This window comes from Neoluteolibacter marinus, assembly GCF_014904755.1.
GTDB lineage: Bacteria > Verrucomicrobiota > Verrucomicrobiia > Verrucomicrobiales > Akkermansiaceae > Haloferula > Haloferula marina.
Map to the genome: position 1 here is coordinate 23,116 of NZ_JACZFQ010000025.1, position 12,593 is coordinate 35,708.

The 12,593-nt window shown below is 64.3% G+C and carries 15 protein-coding genes; 8 read left to right on the top strand and 7 right to left on the bottom strand.

Annotated elements, in window-relative coordinates; genetic code table 11:
• Positions 1-6 precede the first annotated feature (6 nt).
• The 7 genes from IG178_RS07135 (at position 7) to IG178_RS07165 (ending at position 7,506) form a co-directional block, all read left to right on the top strand.
• Positions 7-2,511 (top strand): AsmA-like C-terminal region-containing protein, encoded by a 2,505-nt coding sequence (locus IG178_RS07135; protein ID WP_193211846.1) that lies wholly within the window; start codon positions 7-9, stop codon positions 2,509-2,511.
• Positions 2,512-2,629: 118 nt separating this feature from the next.
• On the top strand, positions 2,630-3,073 hold the full coding sequence (locus IG178_RS07140) for a DUF883 family protein (RefSeq protein ID WP_193211847.1): 444 nt from the start codon (positions 2,630-2,632) through the stop codon (positions 3,071-3,073).
• Positions 3,074-3,127: 54 nt separating this feature from the next.
• Positions 3,128-3,541, top strand: coding sequence for a phage holin family protein (locus IG178_RS07145; protein ID WP_193211848.1), 414 nt, complete (start codon positions 3,128-3,130; stop codon positions 3,539-3,541).
• Between the two features lie 29 nt (positions 3,542-3,570).
• Entirely contained in the window at positions 3,571-3,864 is a 294-nt protein-coding gene (locus tag IG178_RS07150; RefSeq protein WP_193211849.1) for a hypothetical protein, read from the top strand.
• A gap of 59 nt (positions 3,865-3,923) precedes the next feature.
• Positions 3,924-5,006 carry a type IV pilus twitching motility protein PilT gene (locus tag IG178_RS07155; RefSeq protein ID WP_193211850.1) on the top strand — a complete coding sequence of 361 codons (1,083 nt, stop codon included), beginning with the start codon at positions 3,924-3,926 and terminating at the stop codon, positions 5,004-5,006.
• Between the two features lie 18 nt (positions 5,007-5,024).
• Entirely contained in the window at positions 5,025-6,134 is a 1,110-nt protein-coding gene (locus IG178_RS07160) for a type IV pilus twitching motility protein PilT (RefSeq protein WP_193211851.1), read from the top strand.
• Between the two features lie 88 nt (positions 6,135-6,222).
• A complete protein-coding gene (locus tag IG178_RS07165; protein ID WP_193211852.1) occupies positions 6,223-7,506 on the top strand; it encodes a hypothetical protein in 1,284 nt (427 codons plus the stop codon).
• Here the strand turns inward: IG178_RS07165 and IG178_RS07170 are convergent.
• From IG178_RS07170 to IG178_RS07200, 7 genes are all read right to left on the bottom strand, one after another.
• Positions 7,481-7,951: a rhodanese-like domain-containing protein gene (locus tag IG178_RS07170; RefSeq protein WP_193211853.1), complete on the bottom strand. Its 471-nt coding sequence runs from the start codon at positions 7,949-7,951 to the stop codon at positions 7,481-7,483. The genes IG178_RS07165 and IG178_RS07170 overlap by 26 nt on opposite strands.
• Positions 7,948-8,649, bottom strand: coding sequence for a DUF1573 domain-containing protein (locus IG178_RS07175; protein WP_193211854.1), 702 nt, complete (start codon positions 8,647-8,649; stop codon positions 7,948-7,950). Before IG178_RS07175 ends, IG178_RS07170 begins: the two co-directional genes overlap by 4 nt.
• A gap of 7 nt (positions 8,650-8,656) precedes the next feature.
• Positions 8,657-9,160 (bottom strand): hypothetical protein, encoded by a 504-nt coding sequence (locus tag IG178_RS07180; protein ID WP_193211855.1) that lies wholly within the window; start codon positions 9,158-9,160, stop codon positions 8,657-8,659.
• Entirely contained in the window at positions 9,157-9,744 is a 588-nt protein-coding gene (locus tag IG178_RS07185; protein WP_226895081.1) for a hypothetical protein, read from the bottom strand. The genes IG178_RS07180 and IG178_RS07185 overlap by 4 nt, the downstream gene beginning before the upstream one ends.
• Positions 9,725-10,396 carry a sigma-70 family RNA polymerase sigma factor gene (locus IG178_RS07190; RefSeq protein ID WP_193211857.1) on the bottom strand — a complete coding sequence of 224 codons (672 nt, stop codon included), beginning with the start codon at positions 10,394-10,396 and terminating at the stop codon, positions 9,725-9,727. Before IG178_RS07190 ends, IG178_RS07185 begins: the two co-directional genes overlap by 20 nt.
• Positions 10,397-10,505: 109 nt before the next feature.
• Positions 10,506-11,750, bottom strand: coding sequence for an FAD-dependent oxidoreductase (locus IG178_RS07195; protein ID WP_193211858.1), 1,245 nt, complete (start codon positions 11,748-11,750; stop codon positions 10,506-10,508).
• Positions 11,747-11,959 carry a phosphopantetheine-binding protein gene (locus tag IG178_RS07200; RefSeq protein WP_193211859.1) on the bottom strand — a complete coding sequence of 71 codons (213 nt, stop codon included), beginning with the start codon at positions 11,957-11,959 and terminating at the stop codon, positions 11,747-11,749. The genes IG178_RS07195 and IG178_RS07200 overlap by 4 nt, the downstream gene beginning before the upstream one ends.
• A gap of 240 nt (positions 11,960-12,199) precedes the next feature.
• On the opposite strand from IG178_RS07200, the gene IG178_RS07205 reads away from it, so the two are divergent.
• A complete protein-coding gene (locus tag IG178_RS07205; RefSeq protein WP_193211860.1) occupies positions 12,200-12,553 on the top strand; it encodes a YtxH domain-containing protein in 354 nt (117 codons plus the stop codon).
• Positions 12,554-12,593 lie beyond the last annotated feature (40 nt).

A 12,593-nucleotide genomic window follows, 5' to 3' on the forward strand; every position in this document is an offset into this window, starting at 1 on the left:
CATCGCGTGAGACACATCCGCATCATCCACAAGCTGAGGACCCTGGCGGCACTGCTGGGCTTCTGCATGGTGATCGCGGCGGGTTGCGGGCTGTGGTGGGCCAACCAGACCGGACTGCCCGACTCGTGGCGCGATGAGATCGAAAAGGCGCTCGCCGCCCAGGGTCTCCATGCCGACATCGCCGGTCTGCGCTACTGGCCGCTGCGCGGGATCGAAGCGGACGAGGTGGTGGTCTACAGCGACGAGTCGCGCCAGCGGGTGGTCGCGCGCGCCAGCGAGGTGCTGGTCGATGTCGATCGGACGAAGCTCGCACGCGGCAATGTCCGGGTCGAGCGCCTCGACCTCAAGAACGGATCCCTCTCTTTACCCGCGGATCCCGACGACCCGCATTCCAAGGTGCTGGAGATCAAGAATGCCAACGGCCGCGTCCTGATGCCCGGCGGACGGCGGCTCGAAATCCGCGGCGCCCGCGGCGAGGTCGAGGGCGTCCGGATGGAGTTCGAGGCACTGATGTTAGGCTATCGTCAGCGGCTCACCGCCAACCAGGTGGAGAACGAGGAAGCCCGCCTCTACCGGCAACGGCTGCTGACGCGGGTGATCGGCCTGCTCGAACCCTGGCAATTCGACCCGGCGTCCCCGCCCGTGATCCGCATCCGGGTGGAAGGCGACCTCGATGATCCGAAGTCGGTGCGGGCCGGGATCCAGCTCAAGAGCGATGGCCTGGAGCGCGGCGGCATTTTCATCAAGCGCCTCGAGGCAACGGGGGAAATGCGCGGCCGGCTGATGATCCTCGAGTCGCTTGAAGTCGAAGACGGCGGCGGCTCGCTGGACGGTCGCCTGGAGTACGATCTGGCCACCCGTTCCGGACACTTCAACGCCCGCTCGAACCTCGCCCTCCCCGCCCTGCTGCGGGAGTTCAAGGCCAGTGCCTTGCTGGACAAGGTGAGCTTCCAGTCACGACCCGAGATCTCGGCCCGTGGCACTTTCGAATGGCCGGAGAACGAGCCGCCCACCTATCACCTCACCGGCCACCTCGACGCCCGTGAGGTGAAGTTCAACGGCCGCACCGCCCAGCGGCTCGAGAGCAATCTCTCGTGGGACGGCACCAACCTGTTCCTCGACGAACTGGAGATCACCCGCCCCGACGGATCGCTGCGCGGCCGCTTGCTCGCCCAACCGGAACAAGTGCGGCTGGAAGTCGCCACCGACCTGCGCATCGGCGTCTGGCGGGGATTCTTCGACAAGCACCCCTTGGGCAAGGTGTTCGCGGATTTCGACGATTGCGACGACACCGAGGTCGATGCCCGCATCAAGGTGCGCTTCAACCCCCGCGACCACCACGACTGGGACGCGTCCGGCAAAGCCCGGGCCACCCACATGAGCTACAAGGGCACCCCGTTCCGCGTGGCGCGGGTGGACATGAACCTGAACCACGACTTCCTTGACTTCACCGGCGGCACGGTCGAGTTCGACTACACCGACTATCCCCTGCGCAAGGCTCACGGGGGCCCGATGACCGGCAAGGCCAAGGTCGACCGCGTGCGCTACGACCGGGAGCCGTCGACCCTCACCCTGGAGGGAATCGAAGGCGACTTCTGGCCGGCACCGGTCCTGCGGATGTTCCTCCCCAGGGTCGCGGACCACCTCGAGGAATATCGCTTCCACACGACCCCGCGGCTCAGCGGGGGCGGGGTGATCGGCCTGTTCGACGGCGCCCCCAAGACCGACTTCAAGGTACACGGCAAGACCCTGGAAAAAGTCTCCTATGAGTTCGCCGGCACCGACTTGCTGCTGTCCGGCTTGGAAACCGACGTTCAGGTGAATCCCCGCTCGACCGAGGTGCGCGACCTCACCTTCGAGGTGTTCGATGGCCCGGTGCGCGGAAAGTTCGATGTGCTTCCCGAAGGTGAGAGACAGCGGATCAAGGGCGAGCTCGACTGGACCCGCCTGAGCTTGCCGGAGATCTCGGTCGCCAGCGGCTTCGACAAGAAGGCGAAGGGCTTCATCACCGGACGCATGGATTTCGACTATCACGGCGAAGGCGCCCAAGGCCTGAATGGCACCGGATTGATCGCCCTGGAGGAGGGCGAACTGTTTTCGGTTCCGATCTTCGGGCCCTTGTCGCCGGTCCTGTCGGCGGTACTGGCGAACCGCAAGGCCGGCTTCCAGCAGGCCAAGGACGCCTTCTGCACTTTCAGCGTGACCGAAGGGGTTCTCAGCACCACCGACTTCCTCACCACCACCCCGTCCCTGGTCTTCACCGGCGATGCCAAGGCGAACCTGAACAAGATGTCATTGAACATGACCATCCGGATGAATGCCCGGGGTCTATTCGGTGTGATTACATTGCCACTGCGACCCTTTTACGGACTCTTCCAATTCCGCGGCACCGGTCCCCTCCGCGAGCCGAAATGGGACAACGTGATGTTCACTTCCCCGCCGAAGGCCGAGGAGGAAATGTTGTTCGCCCCGCCGAAGGCAACCGGAGTTCGCCTGCGGAACAAACCCTGATTTACCGCGATTCAACGGCCCCGGCACCACATCCTTCCTTGCGCCATCCACCCAACGGTGCCAGCTTTTTCCAGCGCGGTCGTTGGATACCGTCGCTTCATTCAAACTTCTTACTGCCATGTCAGACACTTTCGCCACCAACGCCGGTTCGCTCGATCCCAACGCGGGATTCTCTACATCTCCATCGGTTGGCCAAGCCGCCGACGACCTCCGCGCCGCTGCGGAAAACAAGGCGAAATCGATCGCCAACCAAGCCACCGAACAAGCCCGTGCCCTGAAGGACCGCGCGGTCGAGTCCGTCCAGCACGCCCGTGAGGTCGCCAGCGAAAAAGCGCTGGCCTTCAAGGCAGCCGCCACGGAAAAGGCCGGCACTCTCAAGCAAGCCGCTGGAGACAAGGCCAAGGAGATTCGCACGGCTGCCGACGAGCAGTGGCGCGAAACGCGGGTCAAGGCCAAGGAGATGCACATCACCACCGAAGACTACATCCGCCAACATCCGACCCGCTGCGTGGTCGGGGCTTTGGGTCTCGGGTTCATCATCGGCTTGATCGCACGCCGCTGATCGGGAGCGGGGATTGCCTCTCGCGGGCGTAGCGGTCTTTTTCAGGGCCGCTGGATGTCCATTGACCATATGACCGAAGCTCCAGAACCCGCGCCGAAGGGAGAGTCCTCATGGCGGGAATCCGTGCCGGAATTCATCTCGGCCCGGCTCGATTTGTTCGCCTTGGAAGCCAAGGATGCCGGTCAGGTGGCGGCGCGCAAAGGCGTCCTGATCGGCCTCATCGCCGGCTGCGCCGTATTGGCGTGGATTGCCATCGTCGCCGGACTCATCGGCTGGATTTCCGCCGCCCAGGAGAGCGTTCCGTGGTACTTCGTGACCTTGGGCGCCGCATTCCTTCACTTGCTTGTCGCCGGACTCGCCACCCTCGCCGTGCGCCGTCCATCCCCTCCCTCGTTTTCACTGCTGAAAACGGAACTCTCAAAAGACCGCGAATGGCTCGCCCATCTCAACGAGAAGCCGAAATCCTGATCGAGCGCATCCGCGCCTCGCGCCAGGCCTTGGGCTCCGACCTCAACACGCTCCGTCATCGCTTTGACGTTCCCGCCCGGGTCAAGGACTCGATTCTTTCCAAACCCTTGGCATGGTTCGGTGGATCCCTGGGCGCCGGCTTGCTCACCAGCATGCTCGTGCGGCGCCCCCGCAAACGTGAAGAAAAAGTACGGCGCGCATGGTGGAGCCTCGCTTTGAGCGGAGCCATCGCCTTGGCCCGTCCAACCCTACAAACCTGGGCCTTGCGAGCCCTGCAGAGTCGCTTCATTCCGCATGATTCCACGGTGAACCGGCCATCCTGAGACGCATTCGCACTTCCTGCTTTTCAAGCTTCCATCTTCCCGCTCTAACCCAAGTCCTCATGTCCGAGCACCGCGTACTCGATCACGTTGATGAATATCTCAAACTCGGCCGCGAGTATGAATGTTCCGACGTTCACCTTCCGACGGCCTACCCACCTGCATGGCGCCGATTTGGCCAGCTGATGCCCATCTGGGCCGACCATCCGCCCCTCACTGCCGAGGAAACCGAACACCTCGCGAAGTCCTTCCTCGGGGAACGGGAATGGAACCGCCTGCAGGAAAAGGGTGACGTCGACTTCGCCTACTACAACAGCGAAGGCCGTTTCCGAGCCTCGGTGGTCAAGCAACGGCTTGGCTACGACATGGTGTTCCGGATCATCAACACCAACATCCGCAGCATGGAGGACATCAACCTCCCCGTGGAGCACCTGACGCCCCTCACCCGTTACCACAACGGCCTCATCCTGGTGACCGGCGCCGTGGGCTCGGGCAAGTCCACGACCCTTGCCGCCCTGGTGGACTTCATCAACTCCGACCGCGAGGACCACATCCTGACGCTGGAAGACCCGATCGAATACGTCTTCGAATCCAAGGGCTGCCACGTCAACCAGCGCGAGGTTCACACCCATACCGAATCCTTCGCCAAGGCGTTGCGCGGTGCGCTGCGGGAAGACCCCGACGTGATCATGGTCGGGGAAATGCGCGACCTCGAGACCATCTCCCTCGCGCTCACCGCCGCGGAAACCGGTCACTTGGTGCTCGGCACCCTTCACACCGGCAACGCACCGCGGACGCTGGACCGGGTGCTCGACGTGTTCCCCGTCGACCAGCGCGACCAGATCCGGATCATGGTATCGGAGTCCTTGCGCGGCGTCATCTCGCAGCAGCTCGTGCCCCGCGCCGACGGCCAGGGCCGCGAACTGGCGCTCGAGCTCCTCGTCAACACGCCCGCCGTGTCCGCCACCATCCGCGATGGCAAGACCTTCATGCTCCCCGGCATCATGCAGACCGGCAAGAACGTCGGTATGATCACCATGGACGAGTCCCTCCGGAAGCTCTACATCAAGGGCTTGATCACGCAGGAAGAGGCGCTCTTCCGCTGTGAGGACAAGATCCAGATGCGCAATTTCTTCCAATCCTGATTTCCAAGAACGAATTCCATGGCCCGCATCGACGCCTATTTCCAGTACCTCGTTTCCTCCGGGGGCTCGGACCTCCATTTGACCGAAGGCCAGCCGCCGAAGATCCGTGTCCACGGGGCGGTCACCCCGATCCCTGACGAACCCGTTCTCGAAGGCAGTGCGTTCAAGGAAATGCTCGCCGAGATCTGCGACCCGAAGGCCTTTGAGCGCTATCTCGAGACGGGTGACCTGGACTTCGCCTACGCGATGGACGAGGACTCGCGGTTCCGTTGCAACTACCTCAAGCAGAACAACGGTCTCGGCGCGGTGTTCCGGTTGATCCCGACCGAGATCATGTCGCTGGAGTCGCTCGGCGTGCCGGAGGTCGTCAAGCAGTTCGGCCACATCCGTTCCGGCCTCATCCTGGTCACCGGTCCGACCGGTTCGGGCAAGTCGACCACGCTCGCCGCGTTGCTGGATTACATCAACACGAACTTCAACCGGCACATCATCACCATCGAGGAGCCGATCGAGTTCGTTCACCGCAACAAAAAGTCGATCATCACCCAACGCGAGGTCCCGATCCAGACCCCGTCGTTCTCCGACGGCCTGCGCGCGGCACTCCGTGAGGACGCCGACATCGTCCTCGTGGGTGAGATGCGCGACCTCGAAACCATCTCGCTGGCACTCACGGCGGCGGAAACCGGTCTGCTGGTGTTCGGCACCCTGCACACCAACAACGCCCGCAAGACTGTCGACCGTATCATCGACGTCTTCCCGGCCGACCAGCAGTCGCAGGTGCGCACCATGCTTGCCGCCTCGCTGCGGGGGGTTCTCGCACAGCTCCTGTGCAAGCGCTCCGACAAGCCGGGACGGACCGCGGTCCACGAGATCATGTTCGCCACCCCGGCGGTTTCCGCGATCATCCGTGAAGGCGCCACCCAGAAGCTTTATGACGTCATCACCGGCGGCAAGGCGGACGGCATGCAGTTCATGGACGAGTCGATTTGGACCAAGCTCCAGGCCAACATGATCTCCCCCGAGGAGGCGTACATGAAGGCCATCGACAAGACCCGCTTCAAAAAGTTCCTGCCCGAAAAGGTCTCCCACCTCGGCGATGCCTCGGGGGAAAGCCCGCTGGAACACTGAGGTCCACGCCAGGACCGGGAGACAGCGGATCGTTGACGCTCTCTCCCGGGTCCGTTAGCTTCCGGGGGGTCTGGAAACATTCTCCCCGATGGCGACGGAAACCCTCTCCTTTTGTTGTCCGCATTGCAAGGTGCGCCTGACGGTGCCCTCGAGCTTGGCGGGCGTGACGGGCCCTTGTCCCAGCTGCAAAGCGTCGATCACCGCGCCGCTCGTCACCACGATCAAGACCGCGTCGCCACCGCCGAAGTCGTTCGAAGTGCCGGCCCCAGCGCCCGCTCCGGTTCCGGCGGCCGGAACCAAGGCCGCGGGAGGATCCAAGATCCGCCCCGAGCCCAGGAAGCTTCCGGAGCGCCCTCCCACCGAGCCCATCCAGCCGCGGCGGAGCACCGACGACGACCAGCTGCGCCAGTCGATCCCGTTGGCACCGCCGGCAGATGACCCGCGCTCGTCACGGCTGGTTCACGCCTTGCTGCCTGCGAGCTTCTCGGCGCTGGCGGTCACCATCGTCTATCTGTTGCTCTACTTCTTCCTTCCCGACGGACCGCGGCAACGGATCAAGCAGGCCCAGCGTCCGCTGGATCTGTCGGCGGCGAAACCCGCCGCCACAAGCCCTGTATTTCCAGCCTCGCCCGCTCCGGCCGCGCCGCCGGAACCCACCGTGCCCGCAGAGGAAAATGTCGAGTCGGCCGAAACCGCCCTGAGGCCTGCCGACGAGTCACCCGCTTTGGCGGCCAACGCCTTGCTCGAGGCCTTCCTGAAGGCCCCCGACGCGGCCTCCCGGGTCGGGATGGTCGAACCCGCCGCCACGGAGCAAGAACTCGCGGGAACCCTCCTGGCGAGGCCCTTGCCGGAAGTCGCCCAGATCTTCTCGGAGCTGCCCCAGGAAAACCCGATGGAGCAACTGACCGAGTATCCCTATCGCGTTTCCTTCTTCGCCGAGGGCCAGCGGAACATCGACTATGCCGTGGTGGTTCGACAGCGCGGGAACCAGCCGCCAAAGGTGTTCCTCCCCGCTTTCCTCGACCTGGTCGGCGGCCGGCTTGATTCATTTGTCGCCACGCCGAATGATTCCGATCCCGCCAGGTTCCACGTCATCCTCGAAGCGGTCAGCGGGTGCCATGACAAGAGTGTTCCGAATGGCGATCACAAGTTCACCTTCAAGCTGCTTCCCAGTCCCTTCGGCCGCGAGACCGCGCGCTCCTATGTCTCGGTCGGTTCACGCTTCAAGGCGATGGTGGAAGATCCCTCTTCGTCCTTGCGTTGGGGCCTCCGGATTCGCGCGACCGTGACCCTGCAATGGAATCACATGGAGGATCCGGACCACCCGTACCTCGAGCTCCTGGACATCAATGCCCTGAGCTGGAACCCGTGACCATCCCGGCTTGTTTGAGCGCGTCCCAGCCACCGTGCAAGGCCCGGACTTCAGGAATCATCCCCAGCTCGTTGAGGCGCTTCACCACCTCCTTGCTGGTCCCACAGGCCGCCGTGCTGCAATAGACGACCACCCTCTGCGCCGTCGCCAGTTTCTCAAACGAGGCTTCGATCTGCTGGTCGAAAGGGATCTCGCTCACCGTCGTGAGGTGAATGGAACCCGGCACCCCGCCATCCTTCCACTCGCTCTCGCTCCGCGCGTCGATCCAAATGAAACTTCCCTCGGGCCACTCGGCGGTCAAGGTCGCCAGGCAGATCTCGTCGGCCCCGAGCGACGCCGGGTCGCAGGGCACCTCGCGCGATGGTGGCCCGCTGATCTTCCAAGTCGCCAATGCACCGAGGGCCGCCACGGCGAGGATCAGGACCAGCTCGGTGGCTGCCCTCATGGCTTCGCCGACGCTTGGGCCGGCTTCGCCAACGGCTGGCGCACCACCATGAAGATCCGCTGCGACTTGTAGCGCTTCAGCGGGCAATCGGTCTCGATGTGAATCACTCCCATGCCTACCGTGTCGGTGCTGGCCGGGGTCACGACGACTTCATACTTCTTGCCGTCCTCGATCGTCTTCAGCTCCTGTGAAAACCTCGAATCCGCGCCGGAGATCGAAGTGATCCGGATCGGCTCCGTATGTTTCATCGTCAGGGTCACCGTCTTCGGCTCCACCTTGCTGCCCTTCTCCCAGATCAAGGTCTTGGGATCCATTTCCACCAGCTCCGGAATCTTCACCCGGGTGGTCAAGGTGACCGAGGGCATGGTCTCCCGATCACCTTTCATCCACACCATCAGAGACTTGTCGACGGTGCCCGAGAAATTCGACATGTCGAATGAGGCCCGGATCACTCCCGACTCGCCGGGCTGATAGATGAGCTTGCCGCCCTTGATCTTCGCCTCGATGCAGGTGCATGCGGCATCATAGCGGTCGATCACCAGCTCCCCGTCGGTCTCATTCTTGAAATTGAAATCCATGGTGACGACGCGGGCATCGGGCCCGGCCTCGACCACCTTGGTCAACTCGTCAAAGGTCAATTCACCGGCGGCGGAAAGCACCAGGCAGCTGGCAAGCCAGCAGGTCGGGATCAATTTCATGGTGGGACTATGGATTCTTCGGGCGGCCGGGAGCAAGCGCTACCGAGATGATCAGGCGGCCGCCCCGCCACTCCGGTCCCAAGACCAGCAGCGGTTTGTCGGGCTGCATGGCAGCATCGGTCTTGAGGATCTTCTTCCGGCTCAACCACAATTCAACGTCCATCCGCATGACTTCTTTGGAAACTTTGCTCTGGGCCTCGAACCGCACCAGGATTTCGTCGCTCGGTGAGAGCGGCTGCGCCCAGTTTTCATAACTGCGGAATAGCGGCTTCTCCTCCCTGCCGAGCTCAAGGTACTTGTTGAACTTGAGCTTCTCCTCGCTCGCCAGCCGCTCCGACACCTCGTCGCTCACCGGCTTCGCGCGCGGTCCCGCCGCCTCCGGATCGCCATCGGTCCCGTAGTAGACGGTGGTGGTCACCACCCCGATGGTATCCTTCCCCGGATCCGTCTGGGCATTCGCCGGGACCCACGCGGCAAGCGTCAACCCCAGGAGCATCAACCGCCTTTTCATGGTGCGGGAAGGATCAGGCTGGCCGTCGAATCCATCGGTTCCTCGACCGCGGCGGTCTCGGGGATCTCAAAGCTATCGGGAATCGCCGCGACCCCGTCCAACACGATCACCATCGCATCCGCCGGCGCCGAGGCAAAATACGCGGCGTTCACGCCCTTCTCCGGCGTGTAGACGATCGGCATTTGCTCCGCGGGAATGGTCGCCGTCGCGTTGTCTGCCGCGACCGTTGGACCGAAGCGGGTCCCCCCCCAGAAGCACAAGGCCATTCCCGCCACCGCGGTGGCCGGCAGAAACCATTTCCAGAATCCGGAGGAGGGAGTCTCCCCCGGTGAGGCCGGGCCGAGCGCCGCCGCCTCGCGGGCGATCTCCCGTCCGATCCTGGCATTGAAAAACTCGGCGTAGGGCGGGTCTTCCCGTCCGGGCAGGGCCGCCTGCAGCAGCGGCTTTAACTGCCGTGCCTGTTCGCGCCGTTCGAGCCACTCCGGCTGGGAGGCGGCCCATGCTTCCACGGCAGCCGCCGACGAGCCATCGAGTTCGTCCTCCACCCAGAGGGCCAGCAATTCTTCATCGGGCATCGTATTCATCCTTGAGGAGGGATTGGAGTTTTTGTCGGGCGTAAAAAAGTCGGCTCATCACGGTGCCGAGCGAGCATTCCATGACCTCGGCTATCTCCTTATACGCGAGACCCTGGACGTCTTTCAGAATCACCGCCTCGCGATGTTCGGGAGACAGCTTTTCAAGCGCCGCCTCGATTTTGCCCCGCAGCTCGTCCCCTGCCAGCGCCTGGTCGGGGCTGCGCGACTCCGACGGGGTCGCCACCGCCGCCGGGTCGATCCGGTCACGGGTGAACAGCTCGTCGTTGATCTCATCGCCTCCCTCCGGACGGCGCCGGCGGGTGAAATCGTAGACCGTATTGTGGGCGATCCGGTACATCCACGTCGAGAACCGCGCCTTGGCCTCGAAGCGCGGCAAGGCTCGCCATGCCTTGATGAAGGCCTCCTGCGAGAGGTCCCAGGCGTCGGTCTCGTTTTTGACCATATTGCGGATCATGGCATAGATTCTCCCCCGGTGGCGGGTGACCAATTCGTCGTATGCCCGCATGTCGCCTGCTTGCGCACGCAGCACGAGGGCCTGGTCATCGTCCTCCGCGGACGCCTCCGGCACTCCGGAAGCCGCCCTGCCGGATTCGGCTGGTCCCAGCAGAACTTTCGACGCGAGGCGCTGGAAAATATTCATCGGCAATGACCTGACCGCGCCCGCAGGCTCCGGATCCAAGAAAACGGCGCACCGGTCCGCCGGCCCGCCACCCGCGCGACCATGCCCGCGGTACCGCCTACTGGCAACCTCATTCCAAGGGCCCGAACCGGGCTTCCAGGCGTGCAGGAAGCCCCTCGACAGGCTCCCCCCGGGCCGCCAGGACGGCCGCCAGACCCGCCGCCTGGCCGGTCGCGAAACAGGTCCCCATCACCCGCACCGACGCCTGCGCGTCGTGATCGCAGGAAATACAGCGTCCGGCCGTGAAAATGCCCTCCGGTGCCACCGGCTGCAGGCACCCCAGCGGGATTCCGGCGGCCCTGTCACCGTCCGGGTAGCGCAATTTCGGCCCGCGGTTGGTTTCCCGGAACTCCAGCGGCCAGGCCGCCAAGGCGATGTCGTCGGCGTGCCGGACCCCGCCCAGAACCTCGTCGCCGGTGAGCCGATAGCGACCTTGCCAGCGCCGGCTCTCCCTCACCCCCGCCCGCACCGGCCAATGGGAGATGTAAGCGCCGCCCCAACCACCGGCCTCGCCCTTGAGGAAATCCACCGCCGCGCCGGCGACCGAGCGGCCGACTTCCTCCAATCGCGACAAACAAGCCCCGTCGAGCGGGTCGTAGTCCCCTTCCTCCGCGCCGGACAGGTCGATCGTCCCGAACAACTCCCCCGCCCGGCCGCTGGCGCGAAAATGCAAGCCGAGCGCCGCCTGCGACAGGACACCCCGCCGGATGCCGTCGACGATCCTGCCGGCCAGCGCCAGCCCTTGCTCGCCTTCGATAACACCCTGGACGCCAAACACGTAAGCGGGACGCTGCAACTTCGCGGGCTCCGCCTGATAGCTAGCCCCGTCCAGCAGACCCGCCAGGACCGCATCGCCGCTGGCATCGACCACCGTCTTCCCTTCCAGCCGCCGGATTTGACCGCGACAGGCGTAGTCGACGGCCCACAGCCCGCCCTCACGCCCGGCCTTGAACGCCTCGGCATGGTAGATCACCTCGATCCCGCTCTCGCGCAGGAGTTCGTCGGCGATCCTCACAAAATCCACCGGGTGCTGTCGCAAGACCCAGACGCGGCCCATTTTCACCGGTCCGCCATCGCCCGTCGATGCCAGCATCCGCCCAGCCATCTCCGCCGGGAATCCCGGGTTCGCCATCACCGGCGGTCCCTCCCCCATCCGGTAGAGCCCGCAGAACGTGTGCACCAGCGACGCCGTGCCCATCCCGCCGGCATATCCGTGGCGCTCCAGCAAGGTCACCTGCGCCCCCTCGCGCGCCGCGGTCACCGCCGCCGCCAGCCCCGCGCTCCCGGCACCCAGCACGATGACATCTCGACTCATGGCACCTTGCTCGCGATCAATCGGGCCAACGCCGCCGGAGTCTCCAGGTTTTCCCGCCCCGCATCGGCAGGCCCGATCACCGCGCCGAACCGTTCCTCCGCCACCACGATCAACTGCATCACCGCCATCGAGTCCATCCCGGCGTCGAAGAGGTTCCCGTCCGCGGGAAAATCCACCGCCAGTTCCGCGATGCCCTCGTCACGCAGCATCTCCACAACATTCTCCGCCGTCGGCACCTGATTCATTCCGCCGCCACGGGAACAGAGCCCGGCCCGACCGGCAAGTCTCCGCAAACAAGGAGGCATCATCATGCAAGATGCATCCACCCGGGGCGCCCCCTCAGGCAAATCCCACCCTGACCCCTTCATAACCCGTTGAAAATGCGTCGGCCCACCATCTGCAATGAGAGATCACAAGCCGCTCCGGCCTGAACAACCAATCCGACCTCCATGAAAATTCCATTCATCATGTCCACCATCGCCACCGCCGTTTACGCCTTTTTCCTGACCTCCTGCGATTCGGAGCAAGAAAATCGCCGTCAGGATGCTCTCGAGCAAAAGGCCGACCAGCTTGAGGACCAGGCCGACATGACCCGCAAGCAGGCGGAAAAAGCTGCCGACGCCACCGAGGATGCCGCCGACCGCATCCGTGACGAGGCCGCCGGCGCTTCCGATGCCGCCAAGGAAACGGCCGAAGCCCGGGCGGATGCTGCGGAAGACAATGCCGACGCCCTGCGGAAGGCCGCCGAGGAGAAAGCGGACGCCTTGGAGGATGCCGCCGATGCGGAACGTGACGCGAAATAGATCACCTTTCCAACTGCCACCCACCGACCCTGACGGCGCC